The sequence below is a fragment of the Pseudomonas sp. H11T01 genome (assembly GCF_048515765.1).
Classification (GTDB): Bacteria; Pseudomonadota; Gammaproteobacteria; order Pseudomonadales; family Pseudomonadaceae; genus Aquipseudomonas.
This window is the reverse complement of sequence record NZ_JBLYED010000016.1, coordinates 21,072-46,917: the sequence shown is the minus strand read 5'-3', so window position 1 is coordinate 46,917 and position 25,846 is coordinate 21,072. Positions and strand designations below refer to the sequence as shown.

The following is a 25,846-nucleotide window of genomic DNA, read 5'->3' as shown; positions in this document are numbered from 1 at the left end:
TCCATCGCATTGACCTTCTGCCAGCCGCCGCGTCTAGATGCCGATCATATTAAGTTCGGATATGAAAGTACTAATCGCAAACTGCGATGAGTGCCCCGAAACTCGCCGTTAGTCCTCCTTCCATGATCCGCTATGATGCGTACCGCGAGGTGAACAGCAATTAATGTCGGGAGATGAGTAATGAAGCATCACGAGACGGGCATTGACATCAACAGTTCGTTCCACCGCCAGCCCCGTATCGGGTTGATTGCGCTAGCGTCGGATGTGTTGGTCGAACGTGACTTCTGGCGCATGGGGCTGGCAGCTGGCGTTGACATCGTTACCACAAGAATTGCTCAGTCCATGCCGCTAACACCGACAACGCTCGCGAAGCTCGAGGATGGTATCCCGGACGCAGTGCGATTGCTTTTACCTGAAGCCAAACTGGATGCGATTGTCTTTGCCTGTACCTCCGGCTCCGCAATCATTGGTCCGATGAAGATTGCACAGCAAATCGCAGAAATTCGTCCTGGAGTTCCGATAACCAATCCGGCAAGCGCGGCTGTCGAAGCGTTGAGACACTTAAACTGCCATAAAATAGCGTTTATTGCGCCCTACACCCATGATGTTGCTGAAATCACCAGCCGCGTTTTCATCGATGCGGGTATCGGCTTTTCTGATCGCGTGTGTTTTGGCCTGAAAAGCGATGTGGAGATCGCTACTCCAGGATTAGAGCACTATCGTCGCGCCATTGCTGAGGCCAATATCGCGAAAGCGGATGCGATCTTTTTATCATGTACTACCGCGGCAACACTAGATTTGATCGCACCGCTTGAAATGGAAACAGGTCTCCCTGTTATCACCTCAAACCAGGCCGCTTTCTGGCATGCTCTTCAGTTGATGGGGCGGACCGCTCCACTGCCAGGCTTGGGAAAGCTGATGGCCTAACGTTCGGCACCGCTTAACAGCAGTGCCTTGGTGAAAGATGCCTTGGCAGGTTAATACTCTGCCAATCTGCCAGGATTGCAGTCACTGAAAGTCGAGCGGCGTGAGCGCTAACCACTAGGCCAAACCTTGTTCTTTCAATCGTCTGTACAAAGTACGCTCGCTGATGCCCATGTGCTTGGCCAGCTCACTGCGGGTACCTTTGAAAGTAGCCAATGCCTGTACCAGCGAGCTGCCATCGAACGGAGTTGAAGTAGAGGCCTGGGCAGATGCCACCACGAATGCCTGTGGCAAATGCATGGAGCGGATCACACCATCGTCAGCGAACAGACTGGCTCTTTCCAGAACGTTGCGTAATTCACGGATATTGCCGGGCCAGGAAAACCCCTGCAATTGAATCAGAGCATCCGTATCTATCGTCAGCCGGCGCTCGCCTGAACCGGCACGTTGTAGAAATGAATTCACAAGCAACCCAATGTCTTCAACTCGGTTGCGCAAGGGTGGTAACTGAATTGGGAAGGCGCTGATGCGGTAGTACAGGTCCTGCCTGAACTCACCTTTCTCCATCATTTTTTCCAATGGTTTGTGGGTCGCAGCAATTAACCTGAAGTTAGCGTGAAGGGTCTCGACACTCCCTACACGGCGATAGGTGCCCGATTCGATCAGACGCAACAGTTTCACCTGCATGGCCAACGGAACATCGCCAATTTCATCGAGAAACAACGTGCCGCCTTGGGCCGTTTCAACCAAGCCAGGCTTACGCGTGGTGGCACCGGTGAATGCGCCTTTTTCATGGCCGAACAGTTCGCTCTCAAATAACGTTTCGGTCAAACCAGAGCAATCAACGACGACAAAGGGGCCAGTGGCCCGCTCGCTGGTTTCATGTACGGCGCGGGCGAACAGCTCTTTGCCTGTACCGGACTCGCCTAGCAGCAGCACCGGCAGCATTGATGGTGCCACCCGCTGCAGCTCCGACAGGGCACGATTAAAGGCTGGTGAACGGCCGACCAACCCTTCATTGCTGGGTCGCGCCGATGCACTGCGGACCAGGGTGAGGCGTTCTACATAGACAGTAATGACACCGTGCTCGTCCAGAATCGGGCGCAATTCGACGTCGACATGCTCAGGACCGCGAGGCGTGTGGTGAATGTGCAAAACACGATCCGGTCCGCGCATCTCCTGCGCCTTTTTCATCGGGCAGTTCTCACCCGCCTGATCACAAGGCACGTCGTAATGGTGTGAGATTTGATAACACTTATGGCCGATAAAGGGTTTGTCAGCGCTGCCAAACTGCCGTTGATAGGCCGTGTTGGCCGCCAGGATGTTGTAGTCCGGATCGAGCACGATCATCGGCTGGGGTTCGTGCTCAAGAAACGAAACAAGTGACTGCACTTGATCCGAGTGCGGGAGCGAGTGGGGTGGGGTGGGCAGGATAGTCTTCATCGGGGCTCCTGAGAATCCGTCCATCCTGTAATGGCACTGCCACCTCTGTCAATACGGGACTGCCAATGGCAGTAAATCCAGGTGGATGTAGAAAAAAACAAACTATTTAAAAAATAAAAAGATAAAAAAATCATATAGATATGATCATTTTTCTGTGTGGCCCTAGCCTGGCAGGCTTATTGCTATGTCAGTCAAGTGTGAGCGGCTTGGTAAAGGCCCCCTAAGGAGACAGGTCATGAGCGTCAAACTTCACGTCGAAGGATTCTTCGATTCTGCTACCAAAACCGTCAGCTATCTTGTGCTGGATGAGGTCACCCACCACTGCGCTTTAATCGACAGCGTACTTGATTACGACCCTAAGTCCGGCCACACCGGCACAACCGCTGCCGACAAGTTGATTGCGAGGGTGAACGAACTCAATGCGAGTGTCGACTGGATTCTCGAGACCCACGTCCACGCGGACCATCTCACGGCTGCGCCCTACCTGAAGGAAAAGCTCGGTGGAAAAATAGGAATCGGCAGCCAGATTTCCACGGTGCAGGAGGTGTTTGGCACGCTGTTCAATACGGCTGGCGATATGCCCCGCGACGGGAGTCAGTTCGATCACCTGTTCGTCAATGACGAGCCGTTCGCCATTGGCACGCTGCAATGCCACGCGCTCCATACACCGGGCCATACACCCGCCTGCATGACTTATGTGATCAGCGATGGGACCGAAACGGCTGCGTTCGTCGGCGATACCTTGTTTATGCCCGACTACGGTACTGCACGCTGTGACTTTCCCGGCGGAAATGCCCGCACGCTGTTCCAGTCAATCAACAAGGTGCTGAGCCTGCCGGCCAATACGTTGCTCTACATGTGCCACGACTATCAGCCGGGTGGCCGCGAGGTGCAGTTCGTCAGTACCGTTGCAGACCAGCGCGCCCACAACGTTCACGTGCGTAACGGCATCAGTGAGGAGGAGTTCGTGGCGATGCGCACAAAGCGCGATGCATCGATGGAAATGCCGACGCTGATCCTGCCATCGGTTCAGGTCAACATGCGCGCCGGGCACTTGCCTGAGCCTGAAGCGAACGGAACGCGCTACCTGAAAATCCCGCTCAACGTAGCCTGACGTTGCCTTCCCCAAACTACACATAAGAAAAACCCCATAACGGAGTCACTTATGGACATTCGCCACCTTGCGCCCGGACTGTCGGTATCCGAACAGATTTTTCCCAACCAATTGGCTGAACTGAAAGAGGCCGGTTTTCGCGCCATCGTCTGTAACCGTCCCGATGGCGAAGGCAGTGATCAACCCTTGTTTGCCGAAATCAAACGAGCCGCCGAAGCAGTCGGCATCGAAGCGCACTACCTTCCCGCGGAATCAGGCAAAGTCACTGACGAGCAAGGTATCGCCTTCGGCAAGCTCCTTGAAGCACTGCCAAAACCGGTGTTGGCCTATTGCCGTTCCGGCATGCGCTCGACAACGATGTGGGCACTCTCACAAGCGGGTAAACAATCCCTGCCACATATCGTCGAGACGGCCAAAAAAGCCGGGTTCGATATGAAAGGCGTCATTCGCCGGATTGCCAATCAGGGGCGTACGCCGGTCGAAGTGGCTGAGGCGCAGCATGCCGTGGTCATCATCGGAGGCGGTGCGGCAGGTATCGCGACTGCATCCAGTTTGCTGGCGCGAGAGCCTGGACTCGACGTCGCCATCATCGATCCGGCCGATGTGCACTACTACCAGCCTGGATGGACACTCGTCGGCTGTGGAGTCTTCGATGCACCCCAAACTGCCCGCACGATGGGTACGACCATCCCCCGCGGTGTGCATTGGATCAAGTCGGCGGTCGCCGCTTTCGAACCCGAGAGAAATGCCGTCATTCTTGATGGATGCAGAGTCGTCAAATACGAGCAATTGATCGTGTGCCCTGGCCTGAAGCTCAATTGGCATGCCATCGAGGGTTTGTCGGACACCCTGGGCCGCAACGGCGTGACTTCAAACTACCTGTATCACCTTGCGCCTTATACATGGGAACTGGTGCAGCAACTGCGTGGTGGCCGTGCGGTTTTCACGCAACCGCCCATGCCAATCAAATGTGCCGGGGCGCCGCAAAAAGCAATGTACCTGTCTGCCGATCATTGGAAACGTACCGGTGTGTTGGACAACGTCGAGATTGAGTTTTGCAGCGCCGGCGCAGTGCTGTTCGGAGTTCCCGACTATGTGCCCGCACTGATGGAATACATCAAGGCCTATGGTGTCGACCTGAATTTCGGCAACACACTCACCAGCGTGAATGGACCCGCACGGACTGCAACGTTCAACTGCGTGAATCCGGATGGCAGCTCCCAACGTGTTACGCGCGACTTTGATCTCCTTCATGTGGTGCCACCGCAGATTGCGCCGGATTTCGTTCGGGTCAGCCCTCTCGCTGACGCGGCTGGCTGGATCGATGTCGACCCTGCCACGTTGCGCCATAAAACCTGGATCAATATTCACGCACTGGGAGATGCCACCAACTCTAGCAACGCCAAAACCGCGGCAGCAGCACGCAAGCAGGCGCCCGTCGTTGCCCATAACGTGTTAGCGGCAATGGGTAAAGCAAAAGGCAGCGCCCATTACGACGGTTACGGCTCCTGCCCGCTGACGGTTGAACGCGGCAAGATCGTACTGGCTGAGTTCACCTATGGCGGCAAGGTCGCCCCCAGCTTTCCATCCTGGCTGATTGACGGTACCCGGCCATCGAGGCTGGCATGGCTGCTCAAAGAGCGGATTCTTCCACCGCTGTATTGGAAGGGAATGCTCAAGGGCCATGAGTGGATGGCGAAACCTGAGATGGCTGACGTATGAAATCAGCCCTGAAAGCAAGGAGACTGAGATGATCGTTGTCTTACTGCTCGGGCTTACTGTCGGGGTCATCCTGGCTCTGACCGGTGCCGGAGGAGGAATACTGGCTGTTCCATTACTGGTGTTTGGAGTGGGGTTGAGCATGGCCGAGGCAGGGCCAATTGGTTTACTGGCTGTCGGTCTGGCCGCGACCCTGGGTGCCGTAATGGGGCTCAAAAATGGCACCGTCCGCTATAAAGCTGCGCTTCTAATTGCAGGAGCGGGAATCGTGTGTTCTCCCCTTGGCCTTTGGCTGGCGCAGCGCACGCCTAACCGTCCGCTGACGATCATGTTTGCCTTCGTGCTGATGTACGTTGCATTCCGCGTATATCAACGATCGCTCCCTCGCTCCACGGAATCGAAGCCCCCCGTCACATCCAAACCGCCGCCTTGCCTATTGGACGTCAACCGGGGAAAGCTTAACTGGACGGGGCCGTGTGCATGGGCACTGACCGTCTCTGGCGTTGTCGCGGGCGGGCTTTCCGGCTTGCTCGGCGTGGGCGGTGGCTTTGTGATGGTGCCGGCGCTCCAGCGATACACCAATTTGACAGCGCAGTCGGTGCTCGCAACGTCTCTTGCCGTTATTGCGCTGGTTTCAATTTCCGGCGTTGCGGCAAGCTCCGCAGCCGGGCACTTACAGTGGGCGGTCGCCATTCCGTTTTCCATTGGAGCATTGGCTGGAATGGTGTGCGGGCGCCTGATCGCGGCCCGGCTAGCGGGTCCACACCTACAAAAAGGGTTCGCCGCTGTTTCCATGGTGGTGGCGGTGGCCTTGCTGGTGAAAGCTATTTAGTTGTGTACATGGTCGACGAATTCATCATGTGTTTCACCCACACCTGCGAGATCGATTGGATGCTGCCTGGGGTCGCGCCTACCGGCAAATATGTGGAAATCCCATGTTGGCGGTCGTTAACTTCCGCGGCGACAAGCTGTACCAGGAGCACATCTATTGGGATCAGGCCTCGGTGCTGGTTCAGATCGGCCTGCTGGACCCTACAGGGTTGCCGGTGGCCGGTATCGAAACCGCAAAAAAGCTGCTCGATGAGTCCTTTCCGTCCAACAAGCTGATGGCTCGGTGGGCCTCGAGTGAACACCTATGACCGGCGTAGCTTCGTATTCCCAGGGAGAGAACATGCAGGCGGTGGACAAGAGTGTGCTGATAACAGGCGCCATTAGCGGTTTGGGGCTGGCTTTGATCGAGGCTTTTCTGAAAGCGGGGGGCAGGGCAAATATATGCCGCGTGTCGCGATCCAGGCCGGCTTGCGCTAAATCCCCCCGGGTGAAGGCACTCCCTATGGATGTGACAGATCCAGAACAAATCAGGTAGGCAGCAGTCATTGCCGAAATCGATATTCTGGTGAACAACGCAGGTCTCCACCGTCAGCAGCGGTTGCCTGGGGCTTGGGTCCCGTGTCACCACAAAAAATGGAAGTCTGGTATCACGCGCTCACCATCGGTTTCAATCGAATGCCCTGGCGGCACTGGTAGCAACAGCCGCTTGCCAGGGTATGGCGATACTAGAACGTCCGCTTTTGGCTGTGGATTCAACCGGTCACGAAACGTGCTGATCAAATCCGACGCAGTGGGTGCTGAGTACGAATGCATATGACTGGTCAAGGGGAGTGCAATTTCGCAATCACTCGCGCTTTTTTTAGCACTCTGTAGCAATGCCCTGCGGTGTGTATCTGTGTGATGCGGTAATCAAGGTAAAAGTCTTTCGAAGTATTCACCTACGAGCGAAGTAGGTAACCCGAGAACCTGTGCGCATTCGAACCAACCAATGCGTGTCGAGGCCTGTATGGCCTGGCGAGGAGTCTTGAGGATGAAAGCGCTACTTACCGTTGATGATCTGTCTGATTGCATTCATAAATCCGTCACAAGCATTCGCAGCGACGTAACACGCAACCCGCTGTCCTTGCCACCGATCTGTCGGCTACCTGGCACCAAGAGGCTGCTGTGGCGCGCAGAAGACGTAGAGCGCTGGCTGGCAGACCACGTATCAGGTTTTGCTACTGCAGGGACAGCCACCGATGAGGCTATTAAAGCCAAGTCGGGTCGACCTACAAAGGCGCAACAAATCAAAAAGCAGAAGATTCGTTTGTCTTCGTCAGGAAGCCAGAGCAGCACAGCATCTGTTGGTGTCTGATCATGAGTTATAGCTTCCCGAAGCCTCAAAACGCTAACGAAGCGCGTTTGCAAAAGGCTCAGGCCAGACGGCCGCCAAGGGAAAGATCCTCGGAGCAGCTCCCGCTTTGGCCGGATTCCACGCGAGGAGTACCGAATGTTTGGCTCCGGTGCGCATTGTTTGCAGGTATTCAAGGCAAGGGGCGAAAGGCCTTGAAGCGCGAACTGCTTGCTACTGTCGATGGAGTCGAGATTCGCTTTTCTGGATGGCAGCTTGACCAATCAGATTTAGACGTCTGGGAAACGGTCATTCATTTGGCACGCCATCATAGGATCGGCAACCGAGTTCAGTTCAGCGAAGTTCAAGTGCTAAAGACATTGAAGCGCTCTACAGGAACGAGCGATCGATTGTGGTTGAGATCAGCACTGGTCCGTCTCGCGGGGGCAACAATTGAAATGAAATATGGCAACCTCACGTTCTTTGGAGCATTGCTCAAAGGGGCTGGAGACGAGATGACCGGCGTGTACGTCATAGAGCTTGAGTCACGGCTTGAGGCGCTATACATGGCAGGCTGGACTCAAATCGAATGGGATGAGCGTGTACTCCTGAGACGCAAACCACTTGCTCTGTGGCTTCATGGTTGGTTTTGTAGCCATGCCGAACCTTTCCCTCTTGGCATAGAAACGATTCAACGGCTGAGTGGGAGCGTGAACGCGCATCCGGGCAGTTTTAAACGTCAGCTGAGTAAAGCGCTCGATGAACTTGTCTTGATTGGGGCTCTCGTCTCATGGAGATTAAGTGGTCACCGGGTATGCGTGATGCGCACGCCAACACCAAGCCAGCAACGTCACCTGACCAAGAAAAAACAGGGTGGATGAGCCTGTGGATAAATGCATTTTCGGACGTGGGATACGATGCATTGGGCTATGGGATGCGATGCATTCGACATGGGATACGGTGCATAAAATTGTGGGATACGATGCACGAAAATATGGGATACGGTGCACGCTATCCACAGGGTTAAATCGGCTGCAGGCCTTGCGCAGCAAGGGATAGCGCAGAGTTGAAAATATGCACTAATCCTTTTTTAATCCTTATTTAATCAAAGAAACCTCGCTGTCCCTCAAGTGTTAACAAACGCCTCTGCAATTAAGTCGACCGTGTTGCTTTGTCATCAGAACGGCCTGGATGCTGACACTTGAGTGATTCTGCGACGTCACCATCACGCATCGCTACTGACCCAGTCGAACTTCAGGTCATCCCATCGTTCGGAGTTGGCATGTGTTGCTAAAGGGTCGCTAGCATATTTTCTGGCAGCGTCGTCAGATGGTGGATACCTCAATCCAGCCTTCTCACAGTAATCGGGATACGATTGCAGCTTTATGGTTTCCATGCGAATTAGTTCGTCTTTTATGTCGTCAAGTATTCCAAGCATACTTAACGTGATTTTAATGTCAGCGTTGGATATGCATTGAAACAGACTTCTATAAGCTCCTATTCCATCGGAGTTTATTCTAAATAATCTGATTGCATGAGTGTGTAATCTGTAAAGGGCTATGGCTTCTATCAAGTATCCGAATGGGAGTTCGTGAAAGTTTGTTTCCGTTGCGAGCATTATTTCTCCTTCAAATACCCTTAATGCTTCGCAAATATCGTATTTGTTGTCTTGTTTGGAAAGTACTTGGTTCCATAATTTGTCGTCCATGAAATGGGCGTTAGTACTTGTTCTGGTCTTACAAAATTTCCAAAGCTGGTCGGGTTCTCCCCAAAGTGCATCCCAAAGATTTGATGGGCCTTTGTGATAGAGGTCTTGTGCGTCACTGAATAGTTCGTGTAGTAGGTCTAGCTGCTCATTCTGTAATGCTGTACGTCCTTTGAAACTACCGGTCCATCTGTTGCTTTCGGCTGTATTAGCTCGATTGTATAGTCCTTTTGTGATCATCTCTTGGTCAAACCACTGTGCAAAAGTGTCCGCGAACGGCAAAGCTACGCGCAACGATAGCTCATGTAAGAGAACCTTAGTTCTAAGGCGATTTCTGAAAAGTCGTATCTCTTTCTCGGAAGATGATGTTTTAGCGGTCATCAAGGTGAATCTCCAGAAAAATTTATACCTGCAACTCTATACCAATCTGAAGCAATCTGCATCTGTCTAATTTGCTTTCGATATTGTCTGGAGCTTACTGCCGATATATCGAAATTTATCCGTTCGATATACCGGAGTCATATGAAGTCCATAATTGATTATCTGCAGGATAAATACGGCTCACTTATGACCGTTGAGCAGTTGGCGCAAGCTCTAAGTCGTAAGCCATCTGGGCTTCGTGGCGTACTGCAGAAACCAACGGAGCCCTGGATGTTTGAATTGAATCGGGTCAAGCGGCGTATCGGGCGGCGTATTTACTTCCCTACGGATGCTGTAGCCGCATTGCTTAACGGCGACTTCGGTCACCAAGAAGCTGGTTCATGATTAATTCGATTTTCCTGGAAAGACCAGTTAAAGGAAATTGGCTGTATAGAACGTCAGCGCCGACCAGTGACCATAAAAAATTGGGCAAGATGCAGATTAAGAATCTAGTTTCCCTAGGAGCGATCATGAAATCATTGTCACTGAGAATAGCAGAGCGCGTAGCAGCTTCGACAGACGCGTCAATAGGGGACAAGAATCGCGCCACATTCATCATGCTGAGAACCGAAATCCAAAGCGCTATTGATGTCGGATGCTCGATTTTAAAAATATGGGAGGTACTACGAGATGATAATTCAATCAATTTTGGCTATCAGGCATTTCGGCGTTACGCCCACCAGCTTTGCTCCGAAACAGATGAGTGAGTGTCGCAATGGCTAATGAAGCGTTGCTAAACCGATCCTCTACCTTTCTTAGGCCGGTCAACCGTTCTTAGCGCGGTCAAACCCCGTTCAGGTGCGTTCTTATCGCGAACAATATTAATTGTCCGCGATAAAACACCGCATTGCTCACTAGAAGAACACACGATTGAACGCTAAAGGAACATCGAAGTGCAGGGCAAGATAGGTGAAGTTAGCTAACCGGCAAGCCGGCCAGCCAATTTCACTATCACTTATTCGCGCCTATCGGCACTCAACATGGACTTGCTCTGCGAGGCCATTCGCATCCGCGAAGTGAAGTTCACCATGAACATAGGAGGAACCCGCTATGCAAACGAAGAAGCCTGGTATCGACACCAGAAAACATGGCAAGCACTTGCGAGTGCCCGTCCTACCCGACGAGGAAACTCTGATTAAAGAAAATGCAGCCCGCGCAAGCCTGACTGTCGCGGAATATCTGAGGCGCCTCAGTCTGGGGCATGTGATTAAGGGAACTATCGACTCTGAGAACGTGCTGAAGCTCGTAAAAATCAATGCTGATCAAGGACGCCTGGGAGGGCTTCTCAAGCTTTGGCTGACTGACGACCCCAAGCTGGCGCTAGCCAACATCGCTTGGACGCCGGGCGTTGTGAGGGCACTGCTGAAGCGCATAGAAGCGAACCAAGACGAAATGCTGCGACTGGTGCAGTCCCTCAAATTTTAGCCGCTAAAAAATCAATCTTTCAGAAACGTGCTTCCCTTTGGAGTTTCCATGAACAAAACCGAAGGTTTTATCGCAGGTTGCTTGCTGACCATCTCTATGATGCATTTACAACAAGCGGTTGCCGGCATTCCGGTAGTCGATGGACTAAACGTCAGCCAATCCACCATCAGCGCTATCCAAAACGTAGCTGCCGTCACTAAGCAGATCGAGCAATACAAGACCCAGCTAGAACAGTACGAGAACATGCTGCAGAACACCGCCGCTCCGGCAGCCTACATCTGGGATGAGGCTGATCGGACTATCTCTAAATTGCTGGCAGCTCAAGACACGCTCACCTACTACAAGAACCAGGCAGGCAGCCTCGAAAGTTACCTCTCCAAGTACAAGGACGTTTCACATTACTCAGCCTCTCCGTGCTTTGGCGACCAAGGTTGCTCAAACGAGGATCAGCAAACCATTGCAAAGGCCCGAGCCGATGCCAGCACTGCACGCAAACAGGCTAGCGACGCATTGCTAAAAAACGTGGATAGCCAACAAGACACCTTACAAGCAGACGCCGACAATTTAGCAGCTATGCAACATCAGGCCGTTACGGCCAACGGCCAGATGCAGGCGATCCAATCGGCTAATCAGTTAGCCAGCGCTCAAGCCAACCAGCTTCTTCAAATCCGAAGCCTACTCGTGGCACAGCAAAATGCATTGGCTACTGAAGCCCAGATCAACGGCGACCGAGAATCCCAGCAGCTCGCTTCCGATCAGCACGCATTGTCCGGACAAAACAGCCCGAGCGCTGAAAAGCTCTGGTAGGGAGGGGATATGCACCACCGATTTTGGATCTGCATCGTTCTGCTAACCGCTCTCATGAGCGGTTGCGACACATCAAACAACTCGAAGGTGCTGACTTGCAGTGACGATCCCACAGGTCGCCCGAAACACGACCAAGAGCAAATTCGGGACGCATGTGCGCTGGACCACAACAACACCTCTAGCAGCGATAAAAAATGGTGACGCCATGAGAAAGCTCATATCAATCTATCTGCTACTCACCACGCTCTGCATTGCGCAAAGTGTTCAGGCTGCGGGTTTGGATAGCGGCAATATGCTCAATCAAATACTGGAAAGTTTTTCCAACGTAGCCCTCACGTGGCAATCCAAAATTATAAGCGCGGCCACCTGGCTTTTCTGGAGCCTGGCACTCGTGAGCATGGTCTGGACATACGGATTCATGGCTTTGCGTAAAGCAGATATCCAAGACTTTTTTGCAGAAACGATCAGGTTTTTTGGAACACTCGGTTTTTTTTGGTGGTTCCTAATAAACGGCCCGGCCATCTCCCTATCCATCATCGATACCATGCGCAAGATCAGCGCTGATGCATCCGGCCTAGGCAATGGCCTATCTCCTTCCAGCATCGTTGATATCGGCTTCAGCATACTCACGAAAGTAAGCGACTCTGCCTCGTTACTGTCCCCAGTCCTCTCCGCCGTAATGCTCGTTGCTGCAATCGTCGTATTGGTGGTCCTGGCACTCATTGCCGTCAACATGCTGCTGCTACTCGTTTCCGCATGGCTTCTCGCTTATGCCGGCGTTTTCTTGCTGGGATTCGGAGGCAGTCGCTGGACATCGGACATTGCGATCAGCTTCTACAAGGCAGTGCTTGGTATCGGGATTCAGCTCTTCACCATGATTCTGCTGATCGGCATCGGCAAGTCCTTCATCGACCAGTACTACAAAGCCTTTCAGGAAGGGACGCCAGACTTGAACAGCTTATGCGTACTCCTAGTGGCGTCCGTAGTGCTGCTCACCATGGTGAATAAACTACCTCCGATGTTAGCTGGCCTAGTTGGTTCTGGAGGACAGTCCGCAGGGATCGGCAACTTCGGCGCCGGTGCAGCCATGGGTGCTGCGACCATGGCTGCCTCTGCCGTTGCATCAGCAGGCGCCTCAGCCTTGACGGGTGCAACCCAGGCTGCTGGAGGCATGTCAGCGCTCTCAGCAGCGTTTAAATCCGCCCAGGCAAGCATGGCAGACGGTAGGAGCGGTGAACTCTCGATGGACGCCTCTGACTCGTCTCCTAGCGGTGGGAGCGGCCGCTCAAGCTTCTCAGAGACCATGGGCAATGGATCTGGCTTTTTTAGCAGCCAAGACGGAAAAAACCACGACCCTGCAACGGCATCCGATCAAAGTTCACTTGGTAAGGCCGGCAAAATCGCGATGGAGGCAGGAGCGCAGCTTGCCCGCCACGCTGCGGGAGGTTTCAGTCTCGCCGCAAATGAAGGGATCAAACAGTCATTAGGCGGTAAAATCGCTACAGCGATTGAATTAGAACGAGATCAATCGGTATCTGCGATTCAAGGCCCGGCCTTTGACGGTGACCACCTTGCTGCTGGAAATGACGAAGTGGCCGACTTCGTAAACCAGAAACCACCACTGAATTGACCTAGCCAACCTGGGAAATTCGATAGTCGTTTGGAAATCATCGGGTAAGCCTTCCCACTACTAACACTTGGGGGGCTTACGATAGCGCTCGACAGTCACCATAGCCAAGCTGGTTGCGCTTGCGCGCAACGCGCCATGCCTGGCACACCCAAAAAAGGGCTACTGGTGACAGTAGCCCTCGAAATTGAAGCTTGATATTTATATACACACCCTCAAGCAGGGGTGTGGAGGTCTCACCCTACGCCGATGTTCAGCCATCGCCGGGGTTCCTACGCCAGTCCTTGCCGCTGAAGGCCACTGGTTTCGCGCTCGATTGCATCGTATACAAGGTGAGACTTGTGGCCAAGACATGGTGTGCACTTAATTTTAAGCGGACGCAATTACCCTTAATGGTAAGCGTCCGGTAAACACGCCTTCCTGACGCCATCGCCCTTATAGTTGAGATCGGGTAGTTGACTACGCCGGACGCTTACGATGCTTTAGCTGGTGCTGAGATTGAGCGATTGCTTAAACAGCGTGGCGTGGCCGTGGCCGCGATACAGGAAAGGATAGGAAATTCGCGGTCTCATCCAGACGCTGAGTTTGGCCCCCGTCTGCACTGCACCCTATTTACGTAAACAGCTGGGTTTAGCGATTAGATCAATTAGGTGGAACTCTAGGTAAGGATCCCGCCTAATCCGGTAGTCAGGCCGTCATAGCGCGATTCGTGGCAACAATTTGCTCATGTGTAAACTGACGGCTGGGAGCCATAAACTTGGCAATCAGTGCGTCGCGGTTTTGGGGCGCCCGTGCCTTGTCTGCCGCCTCCAGCGCCAACTTCAGCTCCGGCAATGTCAACTCGGTACAGTAGGCAGGTGTACCTGGTTGCTGACGCCACGAATCTTCAAGGTTGCCAGCGGCAAGCGCGATAAAGCCCGTATCCTCAACGAGATCCTGCGCGATTGCCTCAGCATTAGTGTCATCCCCGGCTACAGGTAAGGCGATGCGTGCTGAAGACCCGGCTGGTTGCCTATTGTCGGCAAGAGTCGCTGCGAGGACGGCGTTCCAAGCCTTAATGACCGGGCGGCCAATCTGCTCGCTAACCCAAACGCTCTCAGGCTTGCCGTCGTCAACTTCTTTGATCGCCCCGTCGCGTCCCGGATAGTAATTGGACGTGTCAATGACAACGATTTTCTCGGGGACATTACTCAACGTCTGTTTGAGATCCGGGTATTTTGCGAAGGGGATCGAGAGGATCACAACGTCTACCTCGGAAACAGCATCTTCCTTGGTTACCGCGTGTACGCCAATTTCTTTGGCAAGGTTCTGAATGCTCTGAGGGCCTTTCGAGTTTGCCAGTTTGACTTCATGGCCGCACGCAGCGAGCTTACGGGCAAGGGTAGCCCCAATGTTGCCGGCGCCGATAATTCCGATTTTCATTTCAATAACCTCCTCACCTACAAACAATATTCAAGTTACTGCTTGGCTGGGTGTGCGAATGAATTAAGCGTGTCGCGAAGCCACTGCGATCTGGGGTGTGCACGCATGTCGCCTGACTCAGGTAAATACGACTCTTCAAGAATGAAAGGTAACGCTGTCGGTAATCGGCACACGATCCATATGCATGCGGTTGCCTGGAGCACTCTCGTCCGGGTAGCCAAATGACATTCCAAACAGCATTTTCATTTCTTCAGATATGCCTAGCACCTCTCGGATCGTATCTGCATAGAAACCAAGCGAGGTTTGCGGAATGCCGCCTAACCCTCGGGCAGCAAGCGACAGTAGGAAGGTCTGCCCATACATGCCAATGTCGCCAGCAGTTCGAACATTGTCACCAAAGACAGGCATGAATAAAAAAACAGCCTGGGGCGCGTTGAAAAAGGACAAGTTCAAAGCCGCCGCTCGCCGCCGCCCCTCCTTGTCTTCGCGCATAACGTTCATAGCCTCATAGTAGGCTTTACCCTGTGCATTCTTGCGATCCCCATAGGGGCCGTAAAAAGCACCCATATCGAACGAGAAGTCAGGTGTGAACTCTCCGGCATTGTTTTTCGCGTGGAGAATTTGCGAAAGCTCGATCAATTTTTGGCCACGGACAATATGAACGTCCCATGGCTGGGTGTTGCAGTTGGAGGGAGCGCACTGGGCATCTTTCAGCACCTCCTGGATGACTTGATCGGGAACGGTGGTGTTTAAAAAACCACGGAAAGATCGCCGAGTTCGGGCCGCCCTTTGAAACGGTAGGGTGTCATCCAGCGCTGTATCAGCATCGAACCTAGCCATTGAAATAGTCATGATTTCCTCTTTGAGCAAATGTAAAAATTTTCAGTCGGTTGCCGGATGGCCAAGCGCATCAAGGGTGTGACGAAGCTCATCAATACCCTGCTCATCGAGCTGGCAAGCTGACTTAATTTTGCTAGTAATTCCCCGTATGTCGGGTTCCAACAAGCGGCTATTAGCCGTCAGGTCGACCATCACGCGACGCTCATCGGCAGGATCCCGCGTGCGAGTGACGAGCCCAGCAGCCTCAAGCCGCTTCAGCAATGGCGTTATTGTTCCAGCGTCCATCGCCAAGCAGGTTCCAAGCGCACCCACTGAAAGTGGCGAGCCGTTTAGAAGCTCCAGAATGACCAGATACTGCGGGAAGGTTAGGCCCAACGGTTCAAGAAAAGGTTTGTGCAATCGCACCACGCGATTCGCCGCCGCATAGAGCGAAAACGATAGCTGGGTACCTACCCGTTTCCGGTTCGAAGTCATTAGATAACTCACTATTGTATAGTGCACTATATATTCTAGAAAGAACGCTCTGATGTCAACAGACGCCGTCTGCCGTCACCGGATGTACCAATCTGGTTCAGTAGACGTATGTCTCACAGACCATGTGATGTGAGGCGGGCGTCCAGTCATGCGGTAGCAAGTCGACCATCACGTCTTGGGTAATTACACCGGTTACCACTTATGCGGCAGCAACTGATCGATTTGACTCGCGCGCTGCGTCGGTAGACGCATGAAAACGTCCTTCAAATAAGCATACGGATCATGCCCATTCAGTCGCGCAGACTGGATCAAGCTCATGATCGCCGCCGCCCGCTTTCCACTGCGTAACGACCCTGCGAAGAGCCAGTTCTTGCGCTTATGCGAAGCTTGGCATAAGCGTAATTATCCGCAGTCGGAAATTATGCTCAGTTCGCCCGTACCCGGTTTCGTGATCGCATAGTCCGCCTGCTTTCCGGGTCTCCTGGCGCGTTTCGGACACGCCATAATTTTCGGTGGTTTCCTGTAGAGCCCGCCCCCTCTACAGGAGCACACCATACCTGCGGATCAATACCTGGCGAGACTTTCTTGCCTCCACAAAATCAACAACAGCCCGCTCGGCGCCACCGTCATAGGCCCACCTGAAAGCAAGCGCACGCGCTATCGTCCGACTGACGCCCTGCTGAAGTTTCTGGAAAGTCTCTGAAATTATGCAACGTCGGCAGTGGTGGGCAGCCAGGCGCGCTGCCACCACCGCCGCATACCCGACATAATTTCCGACTGCGGATAATTGCGCCCCAACGCCCAGGGCCGGATTTGGTTGTCGGGTAGTCAGACGCGGTTGCCCGCGTCCAACCCCCTAAGAACCGTGCATGCGAGTTTCCCAGCACACGGCTCAAGCCTCTACAAAGGCACTGTTAAGTACCCGGCTATACCTCTTTAACATTGGCGTACTGCTGATCTCTGGGGCAACGCAGATGATAGATCTCAAGATTGACTGCTGCGTCCGTTCCGCCGTCGGCCAACTTTACGATGTGGCGGCTATGCCACGGCGTATCTTTAGTAACGGGCTTATGACAAACAGAACATAGGCCGCCTTGCTGTAGCCAGACGCGATACAGCTTCGCTCGTCCCTTCGTTGATTTGAGCATTTTCTTGCCCCATCGGAACTCAAAATACTCATCCCAATTGGGGTCATGCGGGTTGGCAGCAGCCTTGATCTTGATGTGCCGCACTATCGGCGTGTCCGATTCCTTCAGTAAGGTGTATTCCCTTGCCTTACCGTCTGCGTATTTTTCAACGGTGGAGAACACCCACCGGCGCGATCCTCGGACTTTGAAATACCTGTCCTTGACCCACCGGATTCCTTTGCGCGGATGCCGCCTCACCGCCCAGCGCCAGAGCATTATCCAGACTTCGCTGTCTACCTGATTGAAGACTTTTTTAGCGACCACGTGGCTATGATAGTTCGCCCATCCCCGTAAAATCGGGTTGAGCAGCCCGATCAAATTGACCTGTTTAATCGACTTGTTGGTCTTGATCACTTCCCGGAGCTTGGCAAGGTGAGCCCTAATGTTCGCTTTCGATGGCTTGATCAGGAGCTTGCCGTTGTACTTGCGCAAGTTCCATCCGAGGAAGTCGAACCCGTCCCCTATGTGCGTTATTTTGGTTTTTTCCGGAGAGAGGACAAGTCCACGCTCTGCTAGAAACTCAACCACAGCGGGCCTGACTTCATTCTCCAGCCACTCTTTCGAACAGCCAGTGATGATGAAGTCATCTGCATAACGCACCATCTGCATTTTTCGGGCTGTCCACTTTGCATTGGGAAACCTCTTCGCCAGCATCGCTTCCAACCCGTCCAGCGCCATGTTCGCCAACACCGGGGATATGATGCCTCCCTGCGGGGTTCCGGCGTGGCTGGGGAATAGCTCATTCCGGTAGACGTAGCCGGCTTTGAGCCATTTCTGCAAAATCGCCTTATCCATAGGGATGTGGGCGATCAACCAGTCATGGCTGATATTGTCGAAACAGCCTTGAATGTCGCCCTCTAACACCCACTCCGCGTTTGCTTTTCGTGACAGCACACCAAAGCACTGTGCGGCGGCATCCGCAGTTGAGCGTTCCGGCCTGAATCCATAAGAGTTCGGATCGGCGGTGGTTTCCGCTATAGGTTCCAGAGCCAGCAAATGGAGCGCCTGCATGGCCCGGCATTTCATCGCGGGAATTCCGAGAGGTCTCGTCTTGCCGTTTTTCTTCGGAATAAGCACTCTCCGAAGCGGAAGCGGCGAGTAGCCTCGCCGCCTCAATGACGCAATCGCACCGATCTTGGCCCTCGGTGTATTCCAAGTGACCTTGTCCACACCGGGGGTATTCTTGCCTTTGTTTTCAGACACCCGTTTCACGGCTAAAGCTTTGCCGCTAAACGAGTGAGTCAGCAGCCATTGCAAGGCTTTCGCCTTATTATGCCTGCCGTCTTGTACAGCCTTCACAATACGCGCTTGCAGCCCTCTTACTCGACGTTGAGCGTCGGCCCAATTGATGCCGTCCCACGACGTGCCGGAAGGTGCACACGCCAATGCTGCTGCGTTCATTTGCCCTCCCTCCGTTGAAAGGGTTCTACATACTCTCTTGTGAAGAGAGACCATGAGGACGTCTGCCCGCTTTCGCGTGAAGTGATGTTTCAACTTCTATCCAGTCCGTTACAGGATGGCGTTCGCTTTTTCCTCGTTCCTTCGCCCGCACCGCCATGGGCCGTTTTTGCAAATGGCTGTCCCCGAGGGGAGCGATACGGGATTTCCACGTTCCGCTTACTGAAGTACGTCGGGTTAGGTGCCTGCTATCGACCGGGAGGCATGTGGGTCACGAACGCGCGTGCAGAAAAACGCTGTTCCCACCTCCGCTACCTTTTGGTTCGAGCGTATAAGCCATTTCCGCTCGTTCAATTTAACGATCTTTACGCAGGTTCACATGTGTTCACCATACCGACTATCTAGCCCTTGTCCGGCCATGGCTGCCAGAAGAGTACGCCTCTCACGATTAGTACCCCACACCTTGCGGTGCCTCGTCACATTGTCGAAAGCGCTCTTGATTCAGCCTTCTAGATTCACCCGGTGACACGGGTGGTTCCCTCAAAGGGGAACAACTTCTGTAAGCGACTTCGTGTCGCACCTCCGCCCAATTGTTGTCTATAGGTACGGCCCCGTCATTGAGGTAGCGCGACAGCGCTGCCCAGCGTTTCAGGCTGTAATCCAACGCTTTACTGATCGCCGAACCTTCGGGCACGAGATCGCGCTGGGCTATCATCCAGGCATGCAGCCTATCCATCACCGGGACGGCTTTTTCTTGCCGTATTCGGCGCCGTAAATCCGGCTCCAGATCGCGGACTTCGCTCTCGATTTCGTACAGCAACTGGATACAGCGCAGGGCCTGTTCGGCGAGCGTGCTCTTGTTGGTGGCGTGGAGTTCGAAAAACCTACCGCTCCGGCACCTATGGCGTGTTCGTCTTCTGGCGCGGCTTTTTCAAAGAGTCGAATCCTTCTCGGCGGCCTCCAGTACGCTGGTGAACCCGTACAGGTAATGGAGCAGACGCGAATCTATCCGCTCGGGAAGCAGGAAACGGCCAAGGCGATGCAGTTCCCCGACGCCTCGGGCGTGCCAGCGGACTTGCTTTATCCGAAAGATGGCACGGCATACGACATGCTCTGGCGGTTCATCGACCATGAATACGTCAATCCAGCCGACATGGAAATGCGCGGCATGGCAGCAGCGCTTGGCATCGTCCAAGGCCAGCCATTTGCGCCCGACGCCAAAGCCTGTGCATTGCTCGACAAAGCGGCGCGCACGGCCACACGCATAGGCCATATCGGGGTCTACACGCCCTCACCGCTATTGAAGGATCAGATGTGGTACCCCGACCGACAGTACATCAATGCGTTCCCCGGCAACGCCACCTTTACGTCGCCCACGTTCAACTACCTCGATGCACGCACCGCCTTCTTCACTTACGCCTATTCCACCAGTCCCGCCATGGCGTTGAGCATGGATAACATCGGCGCCAAGTACCTCGTCGCCTATCGCGACGTCGACGGCGATTTTCTGAGCGGCGACAAGGACTACAAGCTGCATGTCCCCAAGGACGTTCCCGCCGCCATCTTCTGGTCGGTGACTGTGTATGACCCGATCACCGGCTCCGGTCTTGATAACGGCCAGCCCTTTCCGTCAATCAACACGATGGACAAACCGGTGCAGAACGCGGACGGCAGCTTCGACTTCTACTTCGGGCCGAAGTCGCCCGGTGAAGGCAAGAACTGGCTGGCCACACTCCCCGGCAAAGGCTGGTTCACGATCTTCCGGCTCTACGGTCCGAAGCAGGCATTCTTCGACCAGACCTGGAAACTGGAAGATGTCGCCAAATTTAAGCGCGTCGAGTAGATGTAAGCGACTCTCGGTAGCTCTGAATGGTTCCTGCTATATGGGCGTAAATGCGGTTGTCAGAGGCTGCTTTGGATCGATTGTTGCCTGTCGCGAAGGGCAGAAAACGACCCATTATGCTGCCGGTGGCGATAGTCAAAAACGGCCATTTGCACTCGTAAGCGAACGGCTATATTGGGTCGTACTCTGCCGGTCATGGCCACGCAGTGTAATGGTCAAATCCGATGTAATTGATTGGTCAGGTCGAATGCAAATGGGTGGGCAAGTCTGTGCAATTACCCGATTGCGAACATTGCAGGCGGCAGGTTGGCGACAGCGATTGATCAAAGCGGCAAGCAGTCTGAAAAAGCCAGCGTTTGAAGGCGATAGCGCGAGCGCACGCTCCGATGAGATTTCGGATTTCGGTAGCAAAAATCCAACCCAAGATTAAATATGACTGATAGCACCGCTATCACATTGTGGCGGGCGGCTCTTTCATTTCGACTCAGGAGCAGAACCATGAAAAAGCTAACCAATGAATCCGAACCACGATTCATCGAAGAGCAAAATGGCCCCATCAATCCGTTGCCAGCCTTCGTCACGCGCACGACCCTTCGATCGATTCTCCTCAGAAACGGAGCAGAAACCTTAATAGATCTGGGCATTCATTCTGCGGCATCAACACCTAGCGAACTGCCAGTTTCTGATACGCCGGTGACTTAGTAGCAGCCACCTGTATGAGTCCAGATGAGCAGATCTACAGACTCGCACCGAAACCAGGGGCCTCAGCTGCGCCTGCTAACTCAGGTGCGGTCGTCTCTACGCAATTGCGACTTTGTAGCCCTCACTAGTTCAGCGATCCAACTCGTCGAAGGCCAACATAGCTCGGGCGTTTTCAAGAAACTCATTTTGGTTATCGAGTTTTTCCCGCACGTATTCACCCTCGCGACTCCGGTAGCCCAAAGCCAGATATATCAGATGCTCTCGATGAATCATGTAGGCGGCAGTCACCTTGCCCTCACTGGCGTACTCTGAGCCTTGAAAAAGCGCTCCAAAGCCTCCCAACGCGCGATCCATGATTTCGTTTTGCTCTCGCAAGAAGTCGATGAAAGCCTGTTGTCGATCAGCCAGCTCAGCCTTGACGCCCCGAGGACGGCCATCCTCGTTCTCAATTCCGAAGATATACGCCGCTCCCTGCGACTCAACAAACATCACCTCCCTGAAGACCTGACACGTGCCAAGTGGCACACATGCTTTGATATCCGCTATCCATAGCTCCTCTTGATCGTTGTCTGGAAATTTTGCAGCCAGGCGCGGGGGGGATGCGGCAAAAGCAGTTGCTGCTTGGGGTCCACTGGTCATCGGTAGCTCCTAATAACAGGGCAGTTCACTCGATCGAGTAATAGTACCCTCAACTCATGAAATGCACGGTAGTCAGCGCAGATGCTAATGCTTTGCTTGTAAGACGTTTGGCCCTTTCATGCGGAACCACAGGCTAAAGACATTCACTCAGTTGCTCCGCGCTCCACAGCCTGCCCTAGTCGCCGCTATACACTACGCTGCAAGAGGAAAAATGAACCATGTCATGGCTGATGGCGTAGTCTGAAATTGGAAGGCCGTTGGCAAACGACCGCGATAAGCCCTGCCGCAGAGGCAAAGGAACCAGTTGTCAGACAAATGAGAGATTTTGTTAACAAATACGCGATCATGATTGACATAACGAGCTAAAAACTAGACATTTCAATAAATTTTTTAGCGGCAATGCCATGTCCACGATATCTATCCCATCGCACGAGATCCTTGACCTGATAGAGGCGTCTTTGAACGCCAACTATACGGAAGTCAGACAAATTTCAAGTAGAATTGCCGCGAGTTCTACGTCCGCTGATCCCGAAATCAGCAAAAAAATTAAGCAGGCGATAAGGCGAAAAGGCGTCCCACTTCGCGCCTCCGGTTACTCAGAAAGCCTACCGACAGATCCAAAGTCCAGAAGTACTTTGGTGGAAGAACACCCATGCCCGATGTCACCAGTTTTCTTGAATGAGTCATTAAAGAAAACCTTTGATACATTTGTTGCTAGCGTGAAGAACTACGAGCTATTACAAAAAAATGGTCTCTCTGGAAAAATGAATCTTCTAATGTCTGGACCACCAGGAACAGGAAAGACATTAGTCGCAGGCCATATTGCATCCGCTCTATCTATGCCGCTTTACGTAGTAAGACTCGACTCATTAATATCTTCATTGCTGGGGGACACGGCAAAAAACATCAGAAGCGTATTTGATTTTGTACCAACGCGAAACGGAATCATATTCCTTGATGAGTTTGATGCGATTGGAAAATTGAGAAACGACACTCATGAGCTAGGCGAGCTTAAAAGGGTAGTAAACACACTAATTCAAGCGATAGACTCGCTAGACGACAAAGCCATTGTGATAGCAGCAACTAATCATTCAGAGCTTCTAGATCGAGCTATTTGGCGAAGATTCCCGTATAGGATGCGCTTCGAGAACCCAGACTTTGATCTTCGAACGCATCTCTGGAATCACTTCCTATTTCAGGATAAAGGAGAGAGCACAACTGTATCAGCGCTAGCAAAAATATCCTCAAGCATGAGCGGAGCTGATATTGAATCAGTATCGCTATCTGCGAGACGTGTTGCAATTATCGAACATAAAGAAATTGATGTACCAGAAATCGCATCTGAAATTTTGCTGGCAGAACACAGCGAGTGCCACAACGATAAAAAAAGCACTTGCCGTTTTTTATCCAAGAGCCTGGGCATAACACAGATCGAAATACTCTCAATCGTCAGAATTAGTCGCCAAACCCTTTCAACTTATCTAAAGGATTAGCCATGGCTCCTCGCCCGGTAGTAAACCCCGTATTGCGGCTACTTAAAAGCCCTACACCGAAAACAGTCTCGGGCGGAGGTAAAAATCAAAAAGGAATAAAATTAAACGCGCTAGAAGATAAGCGCACAGCGCTATCTGCCAAGGTCGCCAAGATTGACAAGTCGGACATATCTCGAATAACTTTTTCGGGTATGACACATATCATCGCAAAAATGGATGACGACTCGTTATCTCCCAGCTGGACTCCTACAGACGTATTTGACTCTCGGGCAGGTTGCCGCATCGTTGCACCTGCTTACAAAGGATTTCTAATTGAGATAAATAGAGAAAGCTTATCTGAGCTTTCTCGCCATTTAAAGAATTCCAAGAAGACTAATGACATGGTTGATATATCGCGCATATCAAGCATTGAACCTTTTGACGAGAGTGAAACCCTTCGCGGCCTAAATATTCAAAAGCAGTGGAATGAACTACCCGAAGATGGAAACTCAAAGGTAATCAACGTTTGGCTCAAGCCTTTCAAAAGCCTCAGTGCACGTAAAGAGCTCGCAGCAAAGCTCGAAGAAGTATTATCTGAGATAGATTGTAACCTAGGCCATCCGGAATTCGATTTCAGTTCTGACGACTCAAATGAAGATAAGCTACCAGATGCCGCAAAAGATGCATTGGATCTTTATCTGGAGGCGGGCAACTCCGTACTCTCATTAAATATTTCTACAAAACATGACCTCGAAAGATTAGTGGCATCCGGCACGATCTACCGTATCGATCCCGCTCCCACCTTAAGATCCGCAGACAAGCCCGGAAAAGGAAGGGAGCCATCCCCGTCAGTGATATCAACGACATCGCCAACCGTTGTGATTGTCGATGGCGGTATCAACGCAAGAAGTTACTTGCCTCTCCAAAGGCACTCTCTAGCTCCGCTTGTGCAGGATCTTGATGCAAACCTTAGTCATGGAAACAAAGTTGCCTCTCTAGTCTGTCACGCACACGCATGGAATGCTGACAGGCCACTGCCGGCGCTTGACTGTACTTTTATTTCTGCACAAGCAATTTGCAAAGACAGCGCACCAAAGACCCCGAATCACCGACAACTACTTGCTTACCTAGACCATGTCGCGAAGGAAACCGCCCCTTACTCTAAAGTCTGGAACCTGTCTTTCAACCTCATGGCCTCTTCAGCAAAAAAAGAAGAAGTAAGCTATTTAGGGCACGAACTAAGCAAAATCGCCAGGAAATATAATATATTACCAGTAATTTCTGCTGGCAACATTGGCCACAACCCTAAGCACGGTCTGATATGTGCACCAGCCGATTGTGAGGCCGCTCTTACCATAAGCGGAAGAAGTTACGACTTCATAAAAATGGCCCCTGGCGATGCGTGCAGCATAAGTTTAAAAGGCCCTGCCCCAGCAGGTATGAAAAAACCAGACTTATCATGGTTTTCCGAACTGCGCATGATCGGTGGAGGAGTGGATATTGGAACAAGCTTCAGTACTCCTTTGGTATCTTCTCTTGCAGCACACACATTCGCCAATATAAAAGAGGCTTCTCCTGATTTAGTCAAGGCGTTGCTAATCAACAAAAGTGAACTCGACGCCCATAACGACTCTATCGGCTGGGGCACGCCTTGGGAAGAAGACAATCTACCTTGGTTTTGCAAACCTGGTGATGTAACCATGGCTTGGACAGCTACATTGCAACCAGGTTTCAACTATTACTGGAATAACATACCTATCCCGCCAGAGCTAATTAAAGATGGGAAATTTGTAGGATCTGTTGCACTGACCGCTGTTTTGAAGCCTTTAGTCTCTGAGTCGGTAGGGGAAAATTATTTTTCGTCACGATTACAGGCGTCGCTACAGGCCACGTCCGCGTCAGGCAACACTATCAGCCTTGCTGGGAGCATGAGAGAGGATAAAGAAAAAGAAGTTTCTGCTCGATCTGACTTAGCTAAATGGAGCCCCGTACGCAATCACTATAAAGAGCACCGAGGAACTGGGATTTCCGGAAGTACTATGCGCCTCAATGCACGAATATTTACACGCGACCTTTACCAATTTGATATACAGCACCACTCTGAGCTTCCACCGCAAGAGGTTGCCTTCGTCCTAACTTTACGCGCGTCCGATGCAGCTGACACGCTTTACGACTCTACTGTTCAAAGTATGCGAACCGAGTTAGAAAGCGCAGTCCTAAATCAGGACATTGTCGTCAGTTGAATTTATACTAATAGCTCGGTTTTACCGAGCTATTTTTGCTCCTATTAGCACGTAAAAAGCCGTTTACCAAGTTATTAACACTCCAACTCATAAACAGCCCTAAATTTTTCAACAAGCCTTAATATATTCATTGCAGTTTGTTCGGGTCTACGAAAGACCTGAATTCAAGGACTGATTGCTCTATTTTCGACCAACGATGCCAGTTCAGGGTACAGCCCGGACACGCTACAGAAACAGTACAAACACGGTACACTCACCAGCTTGAGCAACCTTCTCATAAC

Annotated in this window: 23 protein-coding genes and 3 pseudogenes; 17 read left to right on the top strand and 9 right to left on the bottom strand. The window is 52.3% G+C overall.

From position 1 onward, the window contains the following. The first annotated feature begins 180 nt into the window (after nucleotides 1-180). Nucleotides 181-927 (top strand): aspartate/glutamate racemase family protein, encoded by a 747-nt coding sequence (locus ACN1C3_RS21075; protein ID WP_419117693.1) that lies wholly within the window; start codon nucleotides 181-183, stop codon nucleotides 925-927. A 114-nt stretch (nucleotides 928-1,041) separates the two neighbouring features. On the opposite strand, the gene ACN1C3_RS21070 is transcribed toward ACN1C3_RS21075, so the two are convergent. Further along, nucleotides 1,042-2,367, bottom strand: coding sequence for a sigma-54 interaction domain-containing protein (locus ACN1C3_RS21070; RefSeq protein ID WP_419117692.1), 1,326 nt, complete (start codon nucleotides 2,365-2,367; stop codon nucleotides 1,042-1,044). Between the two features lie 235 nt (nucleotides 2,368-2,602). On the opposite strand from ACN1C3_RS21070, the gene ACN1C3_RS21065 reads away from it, so the two are divergent. The 7 genes and pseudogenes from ACN1C3_RS21065 to trfA all read left to right on the top strand — a co-directional run bounded on the left by ACN1C3_RS21065 (nucleotide 2,603) and on the right by trfA (nucleotide 8,242). Next, nucleotides 2,603-3,481, top strand: a complete 879-nt coding sequence (locus tag ACN1C3_RS21065; protein ID WP_419117691.1) for an MBL fold metallo-hydrolase — start codon at nucleotides 2,603-2,605, stop codon at nucleotides 3,479-3,481. A 51-nt stretch (nucleotides 3,482-3,532) separates the two neighbouring features. Next, nucleotides 3,533-5,203, top strand: a complete 1,671-nt coding sequence (locus ACN1C3_RS21060) for a TIGR01244 family sulfur transferase (protein WP_419117690.1) — start codon at nucleotides 3,533-3,535, stop codon at nucleotides 5,201-5,203. A gap of 28 nt (nucleotides 5,204-5,231) precedes the next feature. Continuing rightward, nucleotides 5,232-6,032, top strand: a complete 801-nt coding sequence (locus tag ACN1C3_RS21055) for a sulfite exporter TauE/SafE family protein (protein WP_419117689.1) — start codon at nucleotides 5,232-5,234, stop codon at nucleotides 6,030-6,032. Between the two features lie 8 nt (nucleotides 6,033-6,040). Continuing rightward, nucleotides 6,041-6,339 (top strand): annotated as a pseudogene (locus ACN1C3_RS21050) (dienelactone hydrolase family protein); the annotation flags it as partial. Then, nucleotides 6,336-6,566 carry an SDR family NAD(P)-dependent oxidoreductase gene (locus ACN1C3_RS21045; protein WP_419117688.1) on the top strand — a complete coding sequence of 77 codons (231 nt, stop codon included), beginning with the start codon at nucleotides 6,336-6,338 and terminating at the stop codon, nucleotides 6,564-6,566. The pseudogene ACN1C3_RS21050 and the gene ACN1C3_RS21045, both read left to right, overlap by 4 nt. A gap of 495 nt (nucleotides 6,567-7,061) precedes the next feature. Next, complete coding sequence (locus ACN1C3_RS21040) at nucleotides 7,062-7,385, top strand: DNA-binding protein (RefSeq protein ID WP_223543476.1); 324 nt, start codon at nucleotides 7,062-7,064, stop codon at nucleotides 7,383-7,385. A 2-nt stretch (nucleotides 7,386-7,387) separates the two neighbouring features. Further along, on the top strand, nucleotides 7,388-8,242 hold the full coding sequence (trfA, locus tag ACN1C3_RS21035) for a plasmid replication initiator TrfA (RefSeq protein WP_223543477.1): 855 nt from the start codon (nucleotides 7,388-7,390) through the stop codon (nucleotides 8,240-8,242). Nucleotides 8,243-8,586: 344 nt separating this feature from the next. Here the strand turns inward: trfA and ACN1C3_RS21030 are convergent, their stop codons facing one another. Beyond that, the gene (locus ACN1C3_RS21030; protein ID WP_419117687.1) at nucleotides 8,587-9,447 is read right to left on the bottom strand and encodes a hypothetical protein; all 861 of its coding nucleotides are present in this window, start codon (nucleotides 9,445-9,447) and stop codon (nucleotides 8,587-8,589) included. A gap of 141 nt (nucleotides 9,448-9,588) precedes the next feature. Here ACN1C3_RS21030 and ACN1C3_RS21025 point away from each other — a divergent pair, with 141 nt between their 5' ends. The 5 genes from ACN1C3_RS21025 to trbL all read left to right on the top strand — a co-directional run bounded on the left by ACN1C3_RS21025 (nucleotide 9,589) and on the right by trbL (nucleotide 13,348). Then, entirely contained in the window at nucleotides 9,589-9,831 is a 243-nt protein-coding gene (locus tag ACN1C3_RS21025) for a hypothetical protein (RefSeq protein WP_223543479.1), read from the top strand. Beyond that, nucleotides 9,828-10,193, top strand: coding sequence for a TraK family protein (locus ACN1C3_RS21020; protein WP_419117686.1), 366 nt, complete (start codon nucleotides 9,828-9,830; stop codon nucleotides 10,191-10,193). The genes ACN1C3_RS21025 and ACN1C3_RS21020 overlap by 4 nt, the downstream gene beginning before the upstream one ends. Before the next feature lie 343 nt (nucleotides 10,194-10,536). Beyond that, complete coding sequence (traJ, locus tag ACN1C3_RS21015) at nucleotides 10,537-10,911, top strand: conjugal transfer transcriptional regulator TraJ (protein ID WP_419117685.1); 375 nt, start codon at nucleotides 10,537-10,539, stop codon at nucleotides 10,909-10,911. Between the two features lie 48 nt (nucleotides 10,912-10,959). After that, nucleotides 10,960-11,718, top strand: coding sequence for a P-type conjugative transfer protein TrbJ (gene trbJ / locus ACN1C3_RS21010; RefSeq protein WP_419117684.1), 759 nt, complete (start codon nucleotides 10,960-10,962; stop codon nucleotides 11,716-11,718). 205 nt (nucleotides 11,719-11,923) lie between these two features. Next, nucleotides 11,924-13,348 (top strand): P-type conjugative transfer protein TrbL, encoded by a 1,425-nt coding sequence (gene trbL, locus ACN1C3_RS21005; protein WP_419117683.1) that lies wholly within the window; start codon nucleotides 11,924-11,926, stop codon nucleotides 13,346-13,348. A 684-nt stretch (nucleotides 13,349-14,032) separates the two neighbouring features. On the opposite strand, the gene ACN1C3_RS21000 is transcribed toward trbL, so the two are convergent. From ACN1C3_RS21000 to ACN1C3_RS20975, 6 genes and pseudogenes are all read right to left on the bottom strand, one after another. Further along, a complete protein-coding gene (locus ACN1C3_RS21000) occupies nucleotides 14,033-14,794 on the bottom strand; it encodes an NADPH-dependent F420 reductase (protein ID WP_419117682.1) in 762 nt (253 codons plus the stop codon). Between the two features lie 108 nt (nucleotides 14,795-14,902). Then, nucleotides 14,903-15,619, bottom strand: coding sequence for a nitroreductase (locus ACN1C3_RS20995; protein WP_419117681.1), 717 nt, complete (start codon nucleotides 15,617-15,619; stop codon nucleotides 14,903-14,905). Between the two features lie 30 nt (nucleotides 15,620-15,649). Then, nucleotides 15,650-16,081, bottom strand: a complete 432-nt coding sequence (locus tag ACN1C3_RS20990; RefSeq protein ID WP_419117680.1) for a MarR family winged helix-turn-helix transcriptional regulator — start codon at nucleotides 16,079-16,081, stop codon at nucleotides 15,650-15,652. Between the two features lie 192 nt (nucleotides 16,082-16,273). Next, nucleotides 16,274-16,456: pseudogene (locus ACN1C3_RS20985) on the bottom strand (transposase domain-containing protein); the annotation flags it as partial. 551 nt (nucleotides 16,457-17,007) lie between these two features. Beyond that, the gene (gene ltrA / locus ACN1C3_RS20980; RefSeq protein ID WP_419117679.1) at nucleotides 17,008-18,669 is read right to left on the bottom strand and encodes a group II intron reverse transcriptase/maturase; all 1,662 of its coding nucleotides are present in this window, start codon (nucleotides 18,667-18,669) and stop codon (nucleotides 17,008-17,010) included. A gap of 577 nt (nucleotides 18,670-19,246) precedes the next feature. Then, a pseudogene (locus tag ACN1C3_RS20975) lies at nucleotides 19,247-19,552 on the bottom strand (IS66 family transposase); the annotation flags it as partial. Between the two features lie 102 nt (nucleotides 19,553-19,654). Here ACN1C3_RS20975 and ACN1C3_RS20970 point away from each other — a divergent pair. Together ACN1C3_RS20970 and ACN1C3_RS20965 are read left to right on the top strand one after the other, a co-directional pair. Further along, nucleotides 19,655-20,509, top strand: a complete 855-nt coding sequence (locus ACN1C3_RS20970; protein ID WP_419117678.1) for a DUF1214 domain-containing protein — start codon at nucleotides 19,655-19,657, stop codon at nucleotides 20,507-20,509. Between the two features lie 498 nt (nucleotides 20,510-21,007). Next, on the top strand, nucleotides 21,008-21,211 hold the full coding sequence (locus tag ACN1C3_RS20965; RefSeq protein WP_419117677.1) for a hypothetical protein: 204 nt from the start codon (nucleotides 21,008-21,010) through the stop codon (nucleotides 21,209-21,211). A 129-nt stretch (nucleotides 21,212-21,340) separates the two neighbouring features. Here the strand turns inward: ACN1C3_RS20965 and ACN1C3_RS20960 are convergent, their stop codons facing one another. Further along, entirely contained in the window at nucleotides 21,341-21,850 is a 510-nt protein-coding gene (locus tag ACN1C3_RS20960; RefSeq protein WP_419117676.1) for a hypothetical protein, read from the bottom strand. A 458-nt stretch (nucleotides 21,851-22,308) separates the two neighbouring features. On the opposite strand from ACN1C3_RS20960, the gene ACN1C3_RS20955 reads away from it, so the two are divergent. Next, on the top strand, nucleotides 22,309-23,343 hold the full coding sequence (locus ACN1C3_RS20955) for an AAA family ATPase (RefSeq protein ID WP_419117675.1): 1,035 nt from the start codon (nucleotides 22,309-22,311) through the stop codon (nucleotides 23,341-23,343). Between the two features lie 2 nt (nucleotides 23,344-23,345). Continuing rightward, nucleotides 23,346-25,565 carry a S8 family peptidase gene (locus ACN1C3_RS20950; protein WP_419117674.1) on the top strand — a complete coding sequence of 740 codons (2,220 nt, stop codon included), beginning with the start codon at nucleotides 23,346-23,348 and terminating at the stop codon, nucleotides 25,563-25,565. Nucleotides 25,566-25,846 lie beyond the last annotated feature (281 nt).

Bases quoted from the DNA above. Each gene is read 5' to 3' on its own strand.
- ACN1C3_RS21075 (WP_419117693.1), top strand. From the start codon at position 181: ATGAAGCATCACGAGACGGGCATTGACATCAACAGTTCGTTCCACCGC.
- ACN1C3_RS21070 (WP_419117692.1), bottom strand. From the start codon at position 2,367: ATGAAGACTATCCTGCCCACCCCACCCCACTCGCTCCCGCACTCGGAT.
- ACN1C3_RS21065 (WP_419117691.1), top strand. From the start codon at position 2,603: ATGAGCGTCAAACTTCACGTCGAAGGATTCTTCGATTCTGCTACCAAA.
- ACN1C3_RS21060 (WP_419117690.1), top strand. From the start codon at position 3,533: ATGGACATTCGCCACCTTGCGCCCGGACTGTCGGTATCCGAACAGATT.
- ACN1C3_RS21055 (WP_419117689.1), top strand. From the start codon at position 5,232: ATGATCGTTGTCTTACTGCTCGGGCTTACTGTCGGGGTCATCCTGGCT.
- ACN1C3_RS21045 (WP_419117688.1), top strand. From the start codon at position 6,336: ATGACCGGCGTAGCTTCGTATTCCCAGGGAGAGAACATGCAGGCGGTG.
- ACN1C3_RS21040 (WP_223543476.1), top strand. From the start codon at position 7,062: ATGAAAGCGCTACTTACCGTTGATGATCTGTCTGATTGCATTCATAAA.
- trfA (WP_223543477.1), top strand. From the start codon at position 7,388: ATGAGTTATAGCTTCCCGAAGCCTCAAAACGCTAACGAAGCGCGTTTG.
- ACN1C3_RS21030 (WP_419117687.1), bottom strand. From the start codon at position 9,447: ATGACCGCTAAAACATCATCTTCCGAGAAAGAGATACGACTTTTCAGA.
- ACN1C3_RS21025 (WP_223543479.1), top strand. From the start codon at position 9,589: ATGAAGTCCATAATTGATTATCTGCAGGATAAATACGGCTCACTTATG.
- ACN1C3_RS21020 (WP_419117686.1), top strand. From the start codon at position 9,828: ATGATTAATTCGATTTTCCTGGAAAGACCAGTTAAAGGAAATTGGCTG.
- traJ (WP_419117685.1), top strand. From the start codon at position 10,537: ATGCAAACGAAGAAGCCTGGTATCGACACCAGAAAACATGGCAAGCAC.
- trbJ (WP_419117684.1), top strand. From the start codon at position 10,960: ATGAACAAAACCGAAGGTTTTATCGCAGGTTGCTTGCTGACCATCTCT.
- trbL (WP_419117683.1), top strand. From the start codon at position 11,924: ATGAGAAAGCTCATATCAATCTATCTGCTACTCACCACGCTCTGCATT.
- ACN1C3_RS20995 (WP_419117681.1), bottom strand. From the start codon at position 15,619: ATGACTATTTCAATGGCTAGGTTCGATGCTGATACAGCGCTGGATGAC.
- ACN1C3_RS20990 (WP_419117680.1), bottom strand. From the start codon at position 16,081: ATGACTTCGAACCGGAAACGGGTAGGTACCCAGCTATCGTTTTCGCTC.
- ltrA (WP_419117679.1), bottom strand. From the start codon at position 18,669: ATGAACGCAGCAGCATTGGCGTGTGCACCTTCCGGCACGTCGTGGGAC.
- ACN1C3_RS20970 (WP_419117678.1), top strand. From the start codon at position 19,655: ATGGAGCAGACGCGAATCTATCCGCTCGGGAAGCAGGAAACGGCCAAG.
- ACN1C3_RS20965 (WP_419117677.1), top strand. From the start codon at position 21,008: ATGAAAAAGCTAACCAATGAATCCGAACCACGATTCATCGAAGAGCAA.
- ACN1C3_RS20960 (WP_419117676.1), bottom strand. From the start codon at position 21,850: ATGACCAGTGGACCCCAAGCAGCAACTGCTTTTGCCGCATCCCCCCCG.
- ACN1C3_RS20950 (WP_419117674.1), top strand. From the start codon at position 23,346: ATGGCTCCTCGCCCGGTAGTAAACCCCGTATTGCGGCTACTTAAAAGC.